Annotated in this window: 18 protein-coding genes and 1 pseudogene; 10 read left to right on the top strand and 9 right to left on the bottom strand. The window is 60.4% G+C overall.

The window, feature by feature from the left end:
• Positions 1-5 precede the first annotated feature (5 nt).
• Genes L904_RS17915 through L904_RS17905 form a run of 3 tightly spaced genes read right to left on the bottom strand, consistent with a single transcriptional unit; the run spans position 6 to position 1,712 of the window.
• Positions 6-794: an anti-sigma factor gene (locus tag L904_RS17915; protein WP_020810223.1), complete on the bottom strand. Its 789-nt coding sequence runs from the start codon at positions 792-794 to the stop codon at positions 6-8.
• Positions 791-1,348: an RNA polymerase sigma factor gene (locus L904_RS17910; protein ID WP_020810224.1), complete on the bottom strand. Its 558-nt coding sequence runs from the start codon at positions 1,346-1,348 to the stop codon at positions 791-793. The genes L904_RS17915 and L904_RS17910 overlap by 4 nt, the downstream gene beginning before the upstream one ends.
• Entirely contained in the window at positions 1,332-1,712 is a 381-nt protein-coding gene (locus L904_RS17905; protein WP_078051963.1) for a hypothetical protein, read from the bottom strand. The genes L904_RS17910 and L904_RS17905 overlap by 17 nt, the downstream gene beginning before the upstream one ends.
• A gap of 141 nt (positions 1,713-1,853) precedes the next feature.
• On the opposite strand from L904_RS17905, the gene L904_RS17900 reads away from it, so the two are divergent.
• Both L904_RS17900 and L904_RS17895 read left to right on the top strand, forming a co-directional pair.
• On the top strand, positions 1,854-2,213 hold the full coding sequence (locus L904_RS17900) for a helix-turn-helix transcriptional regulator (protein WP_020810226.1): 360 nt from the start codon (positions 1,854-1,856) through the stop codon (positions 2,211-2,213).
• Entirely contained in the window at positions 2,210-2,692 is a 483-nt protein-coding gene (locus L904_RS17895; protein ID WP_020810227.1) for an SRPBCC family protein, read from the top strand. The genes L904_RS17900 and L904_RS17895 overlap by 4 nt, the downstream gene beginning before the upstream one ends.
• A gap of 6 nt (positions 2,693-2,698) precedes the next feature.
• Here L904_RS17895 and L904_RS17890 read toward each other — a convergent pair whose 3' ends face one another.
• Both L904_RS17890 and L904_RS17885 read right to left on the bottom strand, forming a co-directional pair.
• Positions 2,699-3,181: a DUF2269 domain-containing protein gene (locus L904_RS17890; protein WP_020810228.1), complete on the bottom strand. Its 483-nt coding sequence runs from the start codon at positions 3,179-3,181 to the stop codon at positions 2,699-2,701.
• Positions 3,181-4,467, bottom strand: coding sequence for an SDR family oxidoreductase (locus tag L904_RS17885; protein WP_031233871.1), 1,287 nt, complete (start codon positions 4,465-4,467; stop codon positions 3,181-3,183). The genes L904_RS17890 and L904_RS17885 overlap by 1 nt, the downstream gene beginning before the upstream one ends.
• Before the next feature lie 124 nt (positions 4,468-4,591).
• Between L904_RS17885 and L904_RS17880 the strand changes: the two genes are divergently transcribed.
• Positions 4,592-5,719: an ATP-dependent RecD-like DNA helicase gene (locus tag L904_RS17880; RefSeq protein WP_003522390.1), complete on the top strand. Its 1,128-nt coding sequence runs from the start codon at positions 4,592-4,594 to the stop codon at positions 5,717-5,719.
• A gap of 6 nt (positions 5,720-5,725) precedes the next feature.
• Here the strand turns inward: L904_RS17880 and L904_RS17875 are convergent, their stop codons facing one another.
• Positions 5,726-6,424 carry a MerR family transcriptional regulator gene (locus tag L904_RS17875; protein ID WP_020811167.1) on the bottom strand — a complete coding sequence of 233 codons (699 nt, stop codon included), beginning with the start codon at positions 6,422-6,424 and terminating at the stop codon, positions 5,726-5,728.
• A 236-nt stretch (positions 6,425-6,660) separates the two neighbouring features.
• Here L904_RS17875 and L904_RS17870 point away from each other — a divergent pair, with 236 nt between their 5' ends.
• Positions 6,661-7,416 carry a pyridoxine 5'-phosphate synthase gene (locus tag L904_RS17870; protein WP_031234059.1) on the top strand — a complete coding sequence of 252 codons (756 nt, stop codon included), beginning with the start codon at positions 6,661-6,663 and terminating at the stop codon, positions 7,414-7,416.
• 72 nt (positions 7,417-7,488) lie between these two features.
• The gene (locus L904_RS17865) at positions 7,489-8,754 is read left to right on the top strand and encodes an NAD(P)/FAD-dependent oxidoreductase (protein WP_020811165.1); all 1,266 of its coding nucleotides are present in this window, start codon (positions 7,489-7,491) and stop codon (positions 8,752-8,754) included.
• 229 nt (positions 8,755-8,983) lie between these two features.
• On the opposite strand, the gene L904_RS17860 is transcribed toward L904_RS17865, so the two are convergent.
• On the bottom strand, positions 8,984-10,030 hold the full coding sequence (locus L904_RS17860) for an NAD(P)-dependent alcohol dehydrogenase (RefSeq protein ID WP_020811164.1): 1,047 nt from the start codon (positions 10,028-10,030) through the stop codon (positions 8,984-8,986).
• A 189-nt stretch (positions 10,031-10,219) separates the two neighbouring features.
• Here L904_RS17860 and L904_RS17855 point away from each other — a divergent pair, with 189 nt between their 5' ends.
• The 3 genes and pseudogenes from L904_RS17855 (at position 10,220) to ilvC (ending at position 13,262) form a co-directional block, all read left to right on the top strand.
• A complete protein-coding gene (locus L904_RS17855; protein ID WP_020811163.1) occupies positions 10,220-11,128 on the top strand; it encodes an AraC family transcriptional regulator in 909 nt (302 codons plus the stop codon).
• A 412-nt stretch (positions 11,129-11,540) separates the two neighbouring features.
• A pseudogene (locus L904_RS17850) lies at positions 11,541-12,193 on the top strand (TetR/AcrR family transcriptional regulator).
• 49 nt (positions 12,194-12,242) lie between these two features.
• Positions 12,243-13,262: a ketol-acid reductoisomerase gene (gene ilvC / locus L904_RS17845; protein WP_035260000.1), complete on the top strand. Its 1,020-nt coding sequence runs from the start codon at positions 12,243-12,245 to the stop codon at positions 13,260-13,262.
• Positions 13,263-13,332: 70 nt separating this feature from the next.
• On the opposite strand, the gene L904_RS17840 is transcribed toward ilvC, so the two are convergent.
• A complete protein-coding gene (locus L904_RS17840) occupies positions 13,333-14,364 on the bottom strand; it encodes an endonuclease/exonuclease/phosphatase family protein (protein WP_035259998.1) in 1,032 nt (343 codons plus the stop codon).
• Positions 14,365-14,472: 108 nt separating this feature from the next.
• Positions 14,473-14,925, bottom strand: coding sequence for an RbsD/FucU family protein (locus L904_RS17835; protein WP_003522400.1), 453 nt, complete (start codon positions 14,923-14,925; stop codon positions 14,473-14,475).
• A 273-nt stretch (positions 14,926-15,198) separates the two neighbouring features.
• On the opposite strand from L904_RS17835, the gene L904_RS17830 reads away from it, so the two are divergent.
• Together L904_RS17830 and L904_RS17825 are read left to right on the top strand one after the other, a co-directional pair.
• Complete coding sequence (locus L904_RS17830; RefSeq protein ID WP_035223971.1) at positions 15,199-16,443, top strand: PLP-dependent aminotransferase family protein; 1,245 nt, start codon at positions 15,199-15,201, stop codon at positions 16,441-16,443.
• A gap of 329 nt (positions 16,444-16,772) precedes the next feature.
• Positions 16,773-17,756 carry an ABC transporter substrate-binding protein gene (locus tag L904_RS17825; protein ID WP_035263358.1) on the top strand — a complete coding sequence of 328 codons (984 nt, stop codon included), beginning with the start codon at positions 16,773-16,775 and terminating at the stop codon, positions 17,754-17,756.
• Positions 17,757-17,760: the final 4 nt, after the last annotated feature.

The raw sequence follows: 17,760 nt of genomic DNA, 5'->3' as shown, positions 1-17,760 counted from the left end.
GGTCTTCACGTCGGGAACTGCCGGTAACATTCCTCGGCGATCGCCTGCACCTCGTCACGCGTCAGCTCGGCGGACACGGCGTAACCCAGTTCATTGTCGATCCAGTAGAAGGTCTCGATGCCATCGGCGCTGGCCATGCGGAAGCTGGTGGTGCGGTTTTCCTCGTTGTGGCCGATCAGCACCGTCACGCGACGGCCGGTCTTGTCCTGATACATCAGCATCGCGCCCGGCTTACCGCTGACGGGGATAAGACGCCCGCCGACGAGATCGTATCCGATCTTCGAGAGATCGGGGATGGTGAAGGGGTAACCGAGCCGCTTGCCGAGCCATGTGGCGAGATGCTGCTGTTCTCCGGCGCCGACTTCGACGGGATGGCGCACCTCGCTCGCATAGATGAGATAGGCGGATTTCGCCTGCGCCGGAATATCCGTCGTCAGCGACGCCAGGGTCACGTCCTGCGGCGTGGAAAAAGACGGCGGCAGAAGCCTGCCCGCCGCGGCACCCGCCACGAATATCAAAAGGGCTGCCGCTGTTTGCAGGAGAACCGGTTTTGCCCGCCATGCGCGGTCCCTCTTTTGCGGGCTGAGCATCGATGCATCATGCGGATGCGCGGCGGCATAGGAGGCGAAGGCATTGCGCAGAATATCGGCCTGTTTTCTCCATTCCTCCACACGGGCCTGCTCTTCCGGCCTTTCCGCCAGCCAGGCCTCGACAGCCGCGCGGTCATCGTCGGAAAGAAGTCCGTCGACATAGGCGTGCAGATCGTCTTCGGTTATGGCCTCTAGCCGTTTCATCGTGGTCTCCGCAGGGGAATGATATTATCCGCCGCCAGATGCTGGCGAAGGGTTTCGCGGGCGCGGGACAGTCTGGACATGACGGTGCCGAGCGGGATCGACAATGTCTCTGCCGCCTCCTGATAGCTGTAGCCTTCCACCGTCACCAGCATCAGGACGGCGCGCATGTCCGGCGAAAGAAGGGCGAGTGCGCCATGCAGCCGGTCGTTCTCCAGCGTGTCGGAGAGCGTCTCGGCGCCGGCGATGCTCTCATGGCCGTCCAGGCTCTCGGACGGGTGGCGTTTCTCGGCGCGGTGGCGGTTACGATAAAGATTCGTCATTATCGTGTAAGCCCATGATTTCAAACCCGTTCCGCGCCATTGCCTTTTATTGGCCAGCGCCTTTTCCACGCAGTCCTGCAAGAGGTCTTCGCCATCGGCATCTGAACGGGAAAGGCTGCGGGAATAACGGCGCAGCATGGGCATCAGCGCCAGCATTTCGGTTTCGAAACTGCCGGCTGCGGGGGAATGGTTCCCCCGCTTTTCATCCGTCATGCCATCAGGGTTTTGCGGCATCCCATACACCGTTCATACCGTCGCCGGTGGCGTCGCCTTTTTTCGTGTCCTTGACCCAGTAATAAAGCGGCATGCCATCCTTCGCCCATTGCATCTTGCCGTCCTTGCGCTTCACGAGGGAATAGGCGCCCTCGGCCTTGTCGCTGGCGGCTGCGAAAAACGGCGGCCAGTTCACCGCGCATTTGTCATAACAATTGGATACGCCCTTCTTGTCGTTCTTGAAAGTGTAGAGCGTCATGCCTTTTTCGCCCGCCAGCACATCGCCCTTGGCGGTCTTGACGGTTTCGACCATAGGGGCGGCATAGGCCGTTCCGGCAAAAGCCAGAACGAGGGCGGGAACGATAAAGCGGATCTTCATGGACATATCCTCCTTGGTTCGGGCGGCCTCTGCCGCCAGCACATCAAGAGACACCGCAACCCGACGGATTATTCCCTGCGGCGACGAATTTTCGCGATTTTTAAACTTATCCATTGAGCTAAGTATTTTGTCGTGATAGTTAGCCTTATGGAAAACTATTCAGACGCGCTCGACGATATCTTCCAGTCTCTTGCCGATCCGACCCGCAGGGCGGTGATCCTGCGGCTGGGCGGCGGGGAGGCGAGCATCGGAACGCTGGCCGAGCCCTTCGACATGGCCCTGCCATCCTTCATGAAACATATCCGCCAGCTGGAAGAGGCGGGGCTGATCGTGACGCGCAAGCAGGGGCGTGTCCGGTTCTGCTCGCTGGAGAAACAGAGGTTCTCCATGCTCGATGGCTGGTTGTCGCAACAACGCGCCATCTGGGAAGGCCGCACCGACCGGCTCGAACAATTCGTCATGGCGCAACAGGACAGGATGTCCAGTAAAGGGGAGAATGACCAATGAACGAGACTTTCAATCCCGATCTAGACCTGAAGATTTCACGCATTATCAGGGCGCCGCGCCGACTCGTCTGGAATGCCTGGACGGACAAGGCCAGCCTCGAACAATGGTGGGTGCCGCATCCCGGCCAATGCCGGGTCGACCGCATGGAGCTCCATCCCGGCGGCGCCTTCGAAACGCGCTATAGCGAGGACGGCACGGCCTTCGGTCCGCATGTCAAAGGATGTTTTCTGGCGGTGGATCATGAGCAGCGTCTGGTTTTCACCGATGCGCTGACGGCGGGTTTTCGCCCCTCCGCCCAGCCGTTCCTCACCGCCGTGATGACATTTCGTGATCATCCCGACGGCATGGAATATGTGGCCTATGCCATGCACAACAATCTTGAGGATCGCGACAGGCACGCGGAGATGGGTTTCTTCGACGGATGGAACACGGTTGCGGAGCAGCTGGCGCAGCTTGTCGAGAAGCAGGCGGTCAATTGAGCCGCATCAGCCGAACAGGGGAATATCCGGCTTGGTGAGCATGAGCCAGATGATGCCGAGAACCGCGAAAAAGGCGGGAAAACCACAGGCGAACCAGATGCGGTAAAGCCGGAACCATTGCGCCGGCAGGGCCTGTCCGGTGGCGGCGCAGTCGCGGGCGATATCGCGCAGTCTGATCTGTATCCACACCACCGGCAGCCAGAAAATGCCGGTGAAGACATAAAGGGCGAGCGAAAGCGCGATCCAGCCCTCGGTCAGCGGCCAGCCGATGATGCGCGCGAGAAAATATCCGGTGACCGGTTGGATGATCGCGGCGGTGGCGGTAAAGACCGTGTCGGCGATGACGACGGTGCCTGAGACATGGGCGATCAGCGCCGGGCTGGCCGTCCGCCGTGCCATCACCATGAAAAAGGCAATGCCCGCGCCGGTGCCGAACAGCACCGTCGCGCCGATGACATGGGCAAGCCGCAGCAGTTCCTCAAGCGTCATCAGCGTTCATCCAAGGTGGCGAGGGCAACGAGCGTCAGGGCGACGGAAGGCAGAACCTTGACCAGAGGACCGAGCGGATCGAGCCAAAGGGTCGGTTCCAGCAGGCTGCCGCCGGCCAGATAAGCGGCGCTGACCAGCAGCATGGCGACAAGCGCCTTTCTGGCGAGCGGCCGCAGCAGGACGGCGATGCCGAGGCCTATATCGACGAGGCAGGTGGCGAGCGTGAGAATGACAGCCGGCGTGTGCGGCATAAAGGGCAGGAAATGCGCCACTGCTCCAGTGATATTCAGCAGCGGTACGAGGCCGGACAGCAGCCAGAATAAAGACAGGCAGAGAACGATCAGGGGTTTCAGCAGATATAATCTGGCAAACCACAGGTCCTGCACGCCCGAAGGGTGGGAGGCCAGCGTCTGTTCCAGGGTCTTGAATGAGGCCATCGCCGGCCCTGCTTCATTCTCCGTTACGATGCCTTCCGACATGACCGTCATGGCGGTCGAACGCAGCGGCGACCGCCAGCCGAGTTTGCCTGCGGCATCCGCCACGAGGGCGACGGGGCGCATGAAGGCGACGGGAAGATTTATGATCGGAGCACGGGGCAGGCCCAGCCATTGCCGGTGTCTGGCGACGACGTCCTGCAATGTCAGCGTTTCCTTCGCGGCGAGTTCGAGATCGCTGCCCGGCGGGATTTCGCCGTCGATCGCCGCGCATACCATGGTTGCCACATCCTCCACCGCGACCGTCCGGACGGCGATTTGTCCATTGACGAGCGGCACCACGAAGGGAAAGCCTGCAAGCGCACGCACGAGTGCTGTGCCGCCGTGCGCGTTTCGCTCAAGCACCAGCGCGGGGCGCAGAATGACGTGAGGCAGACCGCTTGCGGCGAGCGCCTCATCGGCTCGGCGTTTGGTGGCGAGGAAGGGCAGGCCGGATGCGGCCCCCGCCGTGCGGGCCGATATCTGGATTATCCGTCTGCCGGCCGCCTGCGCCGCTGCTTCATAGAGCGCCAGCATCGCTTTTTCCTGCGTCGCGGCAAGGTCATCCGACAGGCCGTCCTGCAGCGCGCCCGCGCAATTGACTATGGCGTCATGGTCATGGACGAGCGATGACCAGTCTGTCGCGTGCGTCATCCTGGAAAGATCGGCTGAGACCCACTTGGCAAAAGGCCATTTGTCGCGGGCGCGGGTGACCGAACGTGCCAGCCCCGTCACGGCATGCCCGCGGAGGTGCAGGCTTTTGAGAACCTCCGAACCGATGAAACCTGTTGCGCCGAGAATCAATATCTTCATACGAGGGATGATAGCGACCACGGCTTAAAAACCAGCCGTGTTTTATTGCCGCATTCTCACGCGGCGATTCATCTTTCGTTCTTTTTCTGTTGCGCATGACGCTCGAATCCTGCGATGAGGGCGCATGTTATTTTCACCGCAACAGGACGAAGCGCTGAAGGCTGTTTCCCGCTGGCTGAAGGAAGGCCGGACGCCGGTTTTCCGGCTGTTCGGTTATGCCGGAACGGGCAAGACGACGCTTGCCAAGCATTTCGCGGAAAATGTCGATGGCGAGGTGCTGTTTGCGGCCTTCACCGGCAAGGCGGCGCAGGTGCTGCGCTCACGCGGGGCGACCAATGCCCGCACCATCCATTCGCTGATCTATCGCCCGCGCGGCGAAGAAACGGTGGAAGACGAGGAAACCGGCAAAACTTCGATTGCGCCGATGTTCTCCATCAACCGCCAGAGCCCGCTCGCCAAGGCGGCGCTCATCATCATCGATGAATGTTCGATGGTGGACGAGCAGCTCGGCAGGGACCTGATGAGCTTCGGCACGCCCATTCTCGTGCTCGGCGATCCCGGCCAGCTGCCGCCGGTTTCTGGCGGCGGCTTCTTTACCGAGCAGGAGCCGGACTATCTGCTGTCGGAAATCCATCGCCAGGCCAAGGACAATCCCATCATCCATCTCGCCATGGATGTGCGGGAAGGCCGCGAGATCATGCGCGGCGATTACGGGACCGCGCAGGTGATTTCCAAATCCGAGGTGACGCAGTCGCTGGTTCTCGATGCCGATCAGGTGCTGGTCGGCACCAACCGCACCCGCCGCCGTTACAATCAGCGGCTTCGCGAGCTGAAGGGTTTTACCGCCGATTACCCGCAATCCGGCGACAAGCTGGTCTGCCTTCGGAACGATCCGGCCAAGGGGCTGCTCAACGGCTCGCTCTGGCAGGTGATGAGTTCTTCGCGCGAAACGGTGAAGCCCGGCATCAACCTGATGATCCGGCCTGAAGACGACGATATGGATCGTGGTGCTGCCAAGATCAAATTGCTGAAGGCGGCCTTCGAGGATGTGGAGACGGAAATTCCGTGGTCCACGCGCAAGCGTTATGACGAGTTCGATTTCGGCTATGCGCTGACCGTGCACAAGGCGCAGGGTTCGCAGTGGAACAACGTGGTTCTCTTCGACGAGAGCTATGCTTTCCGGGACTCGCGCGAGAGGTGGCTTTACACCGCCATTACCCGCGCGGCGGAGACACTGACAATCGTTCGTTGATCGTGACTATGCACGGATGACGCCGAGCAGGACCGCCTTGGCGACCGCCTGAAAGCGGTTGCTGGCATTGAACTTGCCGATGATCTTCGCCTCGAGGACATTGAGATCGCTGCCCGAAAGACCAAGGGCGCGGGCGAGCCTCACCGGGGCGTAACCCTCCGCCATCAGCTCCAGACATTTTCGTTCGGTGTCGGTGAGGGCGATATCCTTTGCCGGGGTCCGTTCCGCGCCATCCATGCCGTCCGCATCGGTGTCGGCGACCAGCAGTTCCTCGATCTGCTGGGCCTGGCGCTGAAGGGTGGAAAGCTCGGCCGTCAATTCCCGCTTCCGCTGCCGCAGCGCGGCGTGGAATATGTCGTCCGCCTCGCTTTGCGAGAGCGAACGGACGAATTTTTCCATGATCTCGGTAATGGCGGCGACGGAAATGCCCACTTCGCGGCAGACGTTGATGACGGCCATGCGCTGGACATTGCGGTGGGTATAGACCCGCATCTGGCCGATGCGCTTCGAGGTCAGCAGCGCCTTTTCCTCGTAAAAATGCAGCGTCCGGTGGGTCACCCCGAAGATATTGGCCATGTCGGCGATGGGCACGGGTTCCGCGGGCAGGGAGGAGGGCAGGCTTATATCCGGTAGAAAGCTGCTGATCCTTAGATTGGGTTTGTCCTCGTCGCCGTGACTTTCGAACGGCATCCGGCCATCCTGCATTGTCTCCCCCTTCGCGCTCTTTGACAGTGTGCCTGCCTTTTTAAAGGTGCCCGTTGCTTGTTCCCCCAAGACGGGCATGTTTTCCGATCAAGACCTCATGCCAAACGCTACATCAGAACCGTAACGTGTATTGCCTGTTTTCGTTCCCGTAATAATAAAAAATTCGCCGGCCTTCTTGCGATTGGCCTCAACCTGCGTGAAACAGGATGTCAATTCCGAACCGGAGCCCCGATGCCATGCCCGCAAAACTTTCTGTCAATCTGAACGCAATTGCCATGTTACGCAACCGCCGCGATCTTCCATGGCCGGATGTCGCGCATTTCGGGCATATTGCACTGGCGGCGGGGGCAAGCGGGCTGACTGTACACCCGCGGCCGGATCAGCGCCATATCCGCTTTTCCGATCTGCCGGTGCTGCGCGCCCTGATTGATGACAGTTTTCCCGGCGCGGAATTCAACATCGAAGGTTATCCGACCGAGGATTTCCTCGTTCTTTGCGAAAAGACCCAACCGGAGCAGGTGACGCTGGTGCCCGACGATCCCTCGCAGGCAACCTCCGACCACGGCTGGGATTTCCGCAAGCACGGCGTTTTCCTGAAAGACGTGGTGGGGCGCCTGAAGGCCGGCGGCATGCGCGTCTCGCTTTTTGCCGATGGCGATGGGGAGCGCGAGCCGGTGGAACTGGCCGCCGAGACGGGTGCGGCGCGTATCGAACTTTACACCGGCCCCTATGGCGGCTGTTTTGACGATCCGCAAAGGGGTGAGGCGCTTCTCGAAAAGCTCGGGCAGACGGCGGATCATGCCAGAGCGCTCGGGCTTGCCGTCAATGCCGGGCATGATCTCACTGTCGCAAACCTGCCCAAGCTGATGAAACGTATCCCTTATCTGGCCGAGGTTTCCATAGGTCACGGGCTGACGGCGGATGCGCTGGAATATGGCATGGCTGAAACAGTCCGGCGTTTTTGTCACGCCTGCGGTCAGGCTATTTCATAACCAAAGTCAATTTTTTTGCCTATAGTTTGCCGGCGCATGCTCCGTGCGCGAGCTTTTGAAGGCAGAAGACATATGCAAGAACATCATGTTGTCGTCGTGGGTGGAGGCTTCGGCGGTTTGCAACTGGTACACGGGCTGGAGGGGGCCCCTGTCCGCATCACATTGATAGATCGTCGCAATCACCACCTGTTCCAGCCATTGCTTTATCAGGTTGCGACGACGGCTCTGGCGACATCCGAGATCGCCTGGCCGATCCGTCATCTCTACCGCGACCGCAAGGAGGTTACGACCCTGCTTGCGGAGGTAACCGGCATAGACCGGGCGGCGCGGACCGTGCATTTAAGTTCGGGTCAGGTGATCGGCTTCGATACGCTGGTGCTGGCCACCGGCGCCCGCCACGCCTATTTCGGCCGCGACGAGTGGGAGCGTTCCGCCCCCGGTCTCAAGACGCTCGAAGATGCGACGACAATCCGCCGCCGCCTGCTTCTGGCTTTCGAACGGGCCGAACTCGCCACCAGTGAAGAAGAACGGCAGGCGCTGCTGACCTTCGTCATCATCGGCGCAGGCCCGACGGGCGTGGAAATGGCGGGCATGATTGCCGAACTGGCCCATAAGGCGCTGCCGGCGGAATTCCGCAATGTGGATACCAGAAAGACCCGGGTGCTGCTCGTCGAGGCTGGCCCTCGCGTTCTGCCGGTCTTCACGGAAGATCTTTCGGCCTATGCGAAGGAAGCGCTCGAAAAACTCGGCGTCGAGGTTCTGCTCGGCACACCGGTGACGGCGTGCAGCGATGAGGGCGTGACGGTGGGCGAGACCTATTATCCCTGCCGCACCGTGGTCTGGGCCGCCGGCGTGCAGGCGTCGCCCGCCGCGAAATGGCTCAATGCCCCCGCCGACCGGGCGGGACGTGCCGTTGTCGGGCCGCATCTTCATCTGGAAGACGACCCGAATATCTTCGTCATCGGCGATACGGCCGCCGTCAATCAGGAAAACGGCAAGCCGGTGCCGGGCATAGCGCCCGCGGCAAAGCAGCAGGGCGCCTATGTCGCGAAGGTCATCAAGGCGCGTCTGGCCGGCCAGCCGTCACCGCCGCCGTTCCGCTACAGCCATCAGGGCAATCTGGCGACTATCGGCAAACGCGCGGCAGTGATCGATTTCGGCAGGTTCAAGCTCAAGGGCGTGCTGGCATGGTGGATATGGGGGCTTGCCCACATCTACTTCCTGATCGGAACCCGGTCGCGGCTTGCCGTGGCGTGGAGCTGGCTGTGGATTTACTTGAGCGGCCAGCACAGCGCGCGGCTTATTACCCAGAAAGAGACGTTGAAGGACGAGGCCTGAGGGCCGTGCGGGCAAATGACAAGGGCGGGAAGCATGGCTTCCCGCCCTTGTGTTATGACAGCTGCGCCAAACTACTCCTCCGTCATGCCGGACTCGATCCGGCATCCAGCCGACGCGGCTCTCGCGCGGCGAGAAGAGTTTTTTCAGCCCAAGGACTTGGGCTGGCTGGACCCCGGATCTGGTCCGGGGTGACGGCGTGCGGATGTGGCGTGTGTGCCCAATCCAAGGCTCAAGCGTCGATCGAGGCCATATCGATGACGAAGCGATACCGCACGTCGCTCTTCAGCACGCGCTCATAGGCTTCGTTGACATCCTGAATGTTGATCGTCTCGATTTCCGAGACGATGTTGTGCTTGCCGCAGAAATCCAGCATGTCCTGGGTTTCCTTGATCGAACCGATCATCGAGCCGGACAGGCTTTTCGCGCCGATGATGAGCGAGAAGGCGTGCACCGGGATTGCATGTTCCGGCGCACCGACGACGACCATGCTGCCCTTGGGCTTCAGGAGGCCGAGATAGGCGTTCCAGTCGATGGCGACGCCGGCCGTGCAGATGATCAGGTCGAAGGTGCCGGCCAGCTTCTCGAAGGTCGAGGCATCGCTGGTGGCGTAATATTCCTTCGCGCCGAGTTTCAGGCCGTCTTCCTTCTTCGACAGGGTCTGGGAGAGAACGGTGATATCCGCGCCCATGGCCGCGCCGAGCTTGACGCCCATATGACCGAGGCCGCCCATGCCGACGATCGCGACCTTCTGGCCGGGACCGGCATTCCAGCGGCGCAGCGGCGAATAAAGCGTGATGCCGGCGCAGAGAAGCGGTGCGGAAGCGTCGAGCGGCAGGTTGTCCGGGATCGACAGGACATAACCTTCCTTGACGACGATCGAGTCGGAGTAACCGCCATGGGTCGCGGTCTTCGTGAAGGGATCGACGTCGTTATAGGTCTGGACGAGGCCGGGCATGTAGTGTTCGTTGTCCAGATCGCGTGTGGCGCAGCCGACGCAGGAATCGACGAAGCAGCCGACGCCGACATGGTCGCCGACCTTGAACTTCGTGACCTTGGAACCGACAGCTTTCACGACACCTGCGATCTCATGGCCGGGAACGATCGGGTAGACGGCGTTCTTCCATTCGTTGCGGACGGTGTGGATGTCCGAGTGGCAGATGCCGGCATATTTGATATCGATGACGACGTCGTCATCATTCGGCTCGCGGCGTTCGAAGGTGAACGGGGTAAGCGGCTTCGACGCATCGGTCGCAGCGTAACCTCTAGCAATAGCCATCTGAATATCCTTTCGGGAGTTGGGGACGACGGAATATGCGATGGAAGCGTGAGGCGGCGTTAGAGCGATCCTCCGAGCTTTTTGCACGATCCTGCAAAAATATGGTGGCGCACTCTTTGCGCGGGCCGTGCGGCTTTCTAGATAAAAGACATCCGATGCATCTCTTCCTTCAGTTAAGGGATTTCCCCTATGTCCTTGCCGTTCAATGTCTATCAGGAGATCGCCTCCATCGCCGCGCGGCATGCCACCCAGGACGGCGAGGTGCAGACGGCAATCGACTCCCTCGGCATCAGCCGGCGCACGACGCCGAGCGCCCCATGCCACGGCAGCTATCGCCCCTGTCTCGCGCTGGTGATCCAGGGCTCGAAAAGCGTTCAATTGGGAACGGACACCATCAATTATGGCGCGGGGGATTATCTCCTGACCTCGCTTGATCTGCCGGTTGCATGGCGGGTGGTGGAGGCGAGCAGGGAGGTGCCGCATTTCTGCATCGCTCTTGCCATCGACAGCGAAAAGCTGCTCGATCTCATGCGCCGGGTGCCCATCGATCCGCCTGCCGAGCCGGCGAATGCGCAGCGCGGCATCGTCGTCAATACGGCCACGCCGGAACTTCTTGACGCGGCCATCCGTCTGTTGCGTCTGCTCGACCGCCCGGCGGACATCGCGGCCATGGCGCCGCTGATCGAACAGGAAATACTCTACCGCATTCTGACCGGGCCGGCCGGCGGGCAGCTTATGAACATCATCGCGGCCGGCAGCCACGGAAACCGCATCGCCCGCGCCATCGCCTGGCTGCGCGAGAATTTCGCACGCCAGCTGCGCATCGAGGATCTCGCCGATCATATCGGCATGAGCGTCTCGTCCTTCCATCATCATTTCAAGACGATCACGGCCATGACGCCGGTTCAGTACCAGAAACAACTGCGCCTGCATGAGGCGCGGCGGCTGATGCTGCTGGAGCGGCTGGATGCGGGCACCGCCGGCCATCGCGTCGGTTATCAGAGCCCGTCGCAGTTCAGCCGCGAATATAGCCGTTTCTACGGATTATCGCCGTCGCGGGATATTGATGCATCGCGGGAGATTAGCGCGGCTGGGTAGATTGGGTCTTTGGGAAGGTTGTTCATTAATCGCGGACCGAAGGTGCGTCGGGCTTTACCCCCCTCTGCCCTGCCGGGCATCTCCCCCTCAAGGGGGGAGATCGATCTGTGGCAAGGTCTCGCTCATCTCGAAGCTTGAGAATGAAGCGATGAGAGGGCCTCTTGCCGATCTCCCCCCTTGAGGGGGAGATGCCCGGCAGGGCAGAGGGGGGTAAAGCTCCACGCGCCGTCTATCTGCTAGCCAACGCATAACCCCCTGAAGTTCCCCGCAAGCTCCCTTTCACACTCCGGGGCAACACGTCAATTCTCGTCCTCCTCTGAAGAATCCGCTTGACCCCAACGCTGCCTCCGCTTAAATGGCGCTCGAACCGTACCGTACGGTACATTAATCGAGCCCCTGGAGTGAAAAAGACTTGGCTTCCGACCCGATCACAGCGCAGGAATTTTCGCCGCGCCAGAACGCCGTTCTGGACCAGGCATTGCGTCTATTGGTCGAGGGCGGTGAGAAAGCGCTTACCACATCCGGGCTGGCGCGCGCCGCCAACTGTTCCAAGGAAAGCCTCTACAAGTGGTTCGGCGACCGGGATGGCCTGCTGGCGGCGATGATCACCTTTCAGCAGAGCAAGGTCCGCACTTTGAGAAGGCGGGCGACCGCGTTTCCGCACCGCAGCTTGCCGATCACCTCGAGGTTTTCGCGCATGATCTGCTGGATGTGCTGGCGGGTGACGTGTCACTGGCGCTTAACCGTCTGGCGATAGGGCAGGCGAGCCGTGACGGCTCGAAGCTCGGCGATCTGCTCTTGGAACGCGGCCGTCGCCAGATCGACCGGCGGGCGCGTGGGCTGATCGAGGCGGGTCGCCGTTCCGGCTATCTGCGTTTCGATGATGCCGAAGAGGCGTATCGCAGTTTTTACGGCCTCATCGTTTCGGATCTGCATGTACGCATGCTGCTGGGCGAGGCGCCGGACAAGGATTTTTCCGCCCGGGCGAAGAAGGCGGTCGTCGCCTTTCTGACCCTCTACGGCACGGAAAAGGTACATTCGGAACTCAGCGGCAAACCCGCCTGAGATTCCGGTTCAGACAACTGAGAGACAAGCATTAGGGAAGGACCATAAAATGCGCGTTTATTATGATCGTGATGCCGATCTCAATCTCATCAAGTCCAAGAATGTCGTCATCGTCGGTTACGGCTCCCAGGGCCGCGCCCATGCGCTGAACCTCAAGGATTCCGGCGCCAAGAACGTCGTCATCGCTCTGAAGGCCGGTTCGCCGACCGTCAAGAAGGCCGAAGCCGATGGCTTCAAGGTCATGACCGTTGCCGAAGCCGCCAAGTGGGGCGACCTCCTGATGATGGCGACGCCTGACGAACTCCAGGCCGACATCTACAAGGCCGACATCGCCGGCAACATCCGTGATGGCGCTGCTATCGCTTTCGCACACGGCCTCAACGTTCACTTCGGCCTCATCGAGCCGAAGGCTTCGCTCGACGTTGTCATGATCGCACCGAAGGGCCCCGGCCACACGGTTCGCGGCGAATACCAGAAGGGCGGCGGCGTTCCCTGCCTCGTTGCCGTTCATCAGAACGCTTCCGGCAACGCCCTTGAACTCGCTCTCTCCTACGCCTGCGGCGTTGGCGGCGGCCGTTCGGGCATCATCGAAACCAACTTCAAGGAAGAGTGCGAAACCGACCTCTTCGGCGAACAGGTCGTTCTGTGCGGCGGTCTCGTCGAACTGATCCGCGCCGGTTTCGAAACCCTGGTCGAAGCCGGTTACGCACCGGAAATGGCCTATTTCGAGTGCCTGCACGAAGTGAAGCTGATCGTCGACCTGATCTATGAAGGCGGCATCGCCAACATGAACTACTCGATCTCCAACACGGCCGAGTGGGGCGAATACGTCACCGGTCCGCGCATCATCACCGCCGACACCAAGGCTGAAATGAAGCGCGTTCTGCACGACATCCAGACCGGCAAGTTCACCTCCGAGTGGATGCAGGAATGGAAGGCCGGCGCTGCCCGCTTCAAGGGTATCCGTCGCAACAACGACGCCCACCAGATCGAAGAAGTCGGCGCCAAGCTGCGCGGCATGATGCCCTGGATCGGCAAGAACAAGCTGGTCGACAAGGCCGTCAACTAAGCTTCATTGCTTGTTGGGAAAATATGGAGGCCGGAGCGAAAGCTCCGGCCTTTTTGTTTTCGATGTGCTGTCAAACGATGGTGTCGTCTTCCTCGACAACCACCGAAACGGGGAAGTGATCGGAAAAGCCACCGAGATTGACGTTTTTGACCGCATCGCCTTTCGACAGGCCGAAGCGAATTGGCCCCTCATTCTTGCTGTGGCTGACCATGGCAGCAATGGCTTCGATTTTTGCCGTCTCCTCACGCGCCTTGAAGCCGCTGCTACCGGTCAGAAGCGATCGGGAAACGAGGATCTGATCGAAGATATTGGCATCGCCGTTGAAATAGAGCGTGCCGTAGATCGTTCTTGCCGTGCCGACGGAATCGACCACCGGCTGGCGCAGGTAATTCCATGTGAGATTGTAGAACATGGCCGATTGCGAGTTTTCGACATCGTCGCGCTCGCGGGTGGAATTGGCATGGTAGCGCAGCGAGGCATCGGAAGGATCGTCGTTGAAGTCGCCGAAGGCGACGACGGCGATGTCGTTTCCTTTTTCTTCCCTGATGCGCTGGTGCCAGTAGCCCAGCGTTTCACCGGCCGTCATGCGAAAACCGGCGCTTTCCACCGCGCCGCCAGAGCGCGACGGCCAGTGATTGGAGAGCGCGATAAGCTGGCGGCCGCCCTTGGTGATGAAGGTGCATTGGGTAATGTCGCGCGTGCCGGTGCGGCGCATCACGAAATGGCTGAAAATCTCGTTCTCGTTGATCAGCAGCTTTTTGCTGTCATAGATGAAGGCGGTATCGATGCCGCGCTGGTCCTTGCTGGAATCGGCATGCACGACCCGGTAGGAGCGCGCGGGCATGAGGTCGTTCAGATGTTCCGCCAGCGTCTCCAGAACGAAACGGTTCTCGACTTCGCAGACACCGAGCAGATCCGGTCCCGCGCCGCCGATCTGGCTTATGATCAGGCCGAGCTGCTTGACCTTGGTTTTGAACAGGTCCTCGGTCCAGCCTTTCAGATCGTTCTTCAGCCGTTCGGCAATCCACGGCTCGCGCGCCGGATAACCCTCCGGCGCAAACAGGTTTTCGACATTCCAGAACGCCAGGACATATTGGGTCATGATCCGCACACCTCCGGTTGGTTTTTCAAGCCTAGTGGAAGTTTTTGCCATAACAACTTGAAATTGTCATGAAGGTGGGCGGCCGGCGCAATTTTCCCGTTTTTGGCCTTACTTCGCCGGCGGAATGACACCCTTCGTCAGAAGGAAGCAGCCATAAAACCGGGTTTCGCCCGTGGTGATGACGCAATATGCTTTTTTTGCCTGTTCGTAGAAGGCGAAGCGCTCGATGCCGTACATGGGTGCGGATTTTCCTTCCGCGGCGTCGATTTCCTTCTGCACTTCCACCTGTACCGGCTCCAGCTGATCGGGTGCGCCCATCACTTCCATGCGGCCGACGGAAGGCTGCAGCGGCGTGTCGAGCGGCAGGACGGAAAGGATCGCCTTCATGGCGCGCGCTGCCGAGACGTTGTCGATATGCAGCACCTTGCCGACGGTCGTGTGGCGGGCAACCGAATCGGAGGGGAAGTTGGTGTCGGAGATCACCAGCGTATCGCCGTGACCCATGGCGCGCAGCGCGTGCAGGACATCGGCATTCAGTGCCGGGTCGATATTTTTCAGCATGTCGTCAAACTCCCATGATGCTTTGGCCGTGTTGCGGCGCGCGCGCAATCCAGCTGGAAAACCATGCTGCGTCAATCGCAAAGGTGTGATTGTGAAGCTTTGCGCAAGGGTGTATTTGGCTTTGTCCGCAAAATCGGGCCTTAAGGCAGGTCGGTTGCGGGCAAGGTGCAGGGAGGCAGAAATAATTCGAAAAACTGATAAGTCAGTATTGCTGACGTATCGACATTTCTGTAAAGATGCACGCATAAAAACGACACAAGAGGAAACGTACCCATGCTCAATTGGGAACAAATTTTCGCCACGCGCTCTTCGCGCATGAAAGCGTCCGAAATCCGTGAGTTGCTGAAGCTGCTCGAGCAGCCCGATATCATCTCCTTTGCCGGCGGTATTCCGGACCCGGCTCTTTTCCCCGCAGAGGAATTCCAGCAGGCTTATGCGGAAATTTTTTCGGGTTCGCAGGTAAACTCGGCGCTGCAATATTCGGTGAGCGAAGGTTACAAGCCGCTGCGCGAATGGCTGGCGGGCGAAATGGCCGAGATCGGCATCGACTGCACCGCCGATAACGTCTTCATCGTTTCCGGTTCTCAGCAGGGTCTCGATTATCTCGGCAAGCTGTTCCTGTCGCCGAAGGATACGGCGTTGGTCACCTGGCCGACCTATCTTGGCGCGCTTTCCGCTTTCAACGCCTATGAGCCGAATTACGACCAGCTCAATCCGGGCGGCAACCGCACGCCCGAGACCTACCGTGAGAATGCCGCCAAGCTCGGCGGTGCGGTGAAGTTCGCTTATCTTTCGGCCGATTTCTCTAATCCGACCGGCGAGACCGTCGATCTGGCCGGCCGTGAAAAGGTTCTGGCGCTGGCCGATGAGCTGGATATCGCCGTCATCGAAGATGCCGCCTATCAGTCGCTGCGTTACGATGGCGAGGCTGTTCCGCCGATCATGGCGCTCGACATCGCCCGCTCGGGCGGGATCGAGAACACCCGCACCATCTATTGCGGCAGCTTTTCGAAGACGCTCGCACCCGGCCTTCGTGTCGGTTACATCGTCGCTTCCGCGCCTGTTATTCGCAAGCTGGTGCTGATGAAGCAGGCCGCCGACCTGCATTCCTCGACCATCAACCAGATCGCCATCGAACGTGTCGCCTCGCGCGGCTTCGACAAGCAGGTCGCCAAGATCAAGGCAGCCTATAGCGCTCGCCGTGACGCGATGCTGGCTGCGCTCGACAGATATATGCCGAAGGGCACGCGCTGGACGAAGCCGGAAGGCGGCATGTTCATCTGGGTGACGTTGCCTGAGGGAATGGATGGCGCGGCGTTGCTGGCGAAATCCATCGCCACGGAAAAGGTGGCCTTCGTTCCCGGTCGCGCTTTCTTCGCGGATGGCTCCGGCACGAATACGCTGCGCATCAGCTTCTCCTGCGCCAATGAGGCGATGATCGAGGAAGGCATGAAGCGGCTTGGCCGGTTGATCGCGACGGCGCAGGCGGAAACGGGTGAGGCGCTGCCGGCGATTTGAGGGCGGCGGCTTACGGTATTGACGGAGGGTGCGGTTTCACCCCCCTCTGTCCTGCCGGACATCTCCCCCTCAAGGGGGGAGATCGACTCGCGGGCAGGTTTCGCCCATCTCGATGTTTGAGACCGAAGTGGTGTCAGCGCCTCTTGCCGATCTCCCCCCTTGAGGGGGAGATGCCCGGCAGGGCAGAGGGGGTAAACCGCAAGCGCCAAGGGGCATTGTTACTCCTAACCGCGATGGCCCCAACAGATCACACCCAAAAATCCTGCCTGTCACATACATGTTATGCAATCATGTTTTAGCGGTCCCACCAAACAACAGGGACTGGACCCATGAAAACGCTGCTCTCCGCTTTCACCGCCATCGTGTCGCTCGGCTTCATCGCCACCGCCGCCAATGCCGCCGATCTGGTGCTCTACACCAGCCAGCCCAACGAGGACGCGCAGGCGACCGTTGATGGTTTCAAGGCCGCCAATCCCGGTCTCGAGGTTGAATGGGTGCGTGACGGAACGCCGAAGATCATGGCCAAGCTGATGGCGGAGATCAATGCCGGCAATCCGGTTGCCGACGTGCTGCTGATCGCCGACACCGTGACGCTGGAGCGCATGAAGCAGGCTGGCCAGCTTCTCGCCTACAAGTCCGCGGAAGCCAAGAACATCGATGCCTCGCTCTACGATGCGGACGGCTTCTATTATTCCACCAAGCTCATCACCACCGGCATCATGTATAACACTGCCGCCGCAATGAAGCCGACGAGCTGGAAGGATCTGGCCAAGGCGGAAGCCAAGGGTCTGGTGACCATGCCAAGCCCGCTGACGTCCGGTGCGGCGTTGATCCATGCGCAGACGCTTGCCGCCGCAAACGGCCTCGGCTGGGATTACTACAAGCAGCTGAAGGCCAATGAAGCCATTGCCGGCGGCGGCAACGGTGCGGTTCTGAAGTCCGTTGCATCGGGCGAAAAGGCCTATGGCGTGGTCGTCGATTACATGCCGATCCGCGAAAAGGCGAAGGGCGCGCCGGTTGAGTTCGTTTTCCCGGAAGAGGGCGTTTCGGCCGTCACCGAGCCGGTCGCGATCATCAAGGGCACCAAGCATGAGGAAGCGGCGAAGAAGTTCGTCGATTACGTGCTGTCCGAAAAGGGCCAGCAGGGCTTCGTCAAGCTCGGTTACATCCCGGTTCGTGCCGATGCCGGCATGCCGGAAGGTTTCCCGGCTCGCGACAAGATCAAGGTTCTGCCGCTCAACGCTGCCGATGCGCTGAAGAATTCGGAACAGGACCTGAAGACCTTCTCCGATACCTTCGGCTCCAAGGGCTGATATA

Origin of the sequence: Agrobacterium sp. LY4, assembly GCF_001526585.1 — a bacterium.
GTDB classification, from domain to species: domain Bacteria; phylum Pseudomonadota; class Alphaproteobacteria; order Rhizobiales; family Rhizobiaceae; genus Agrobacterium; species Agrobacterium leguminum.
This window is presented reverse-complemented; position numbering and strand designations above follow the sequence as displayed.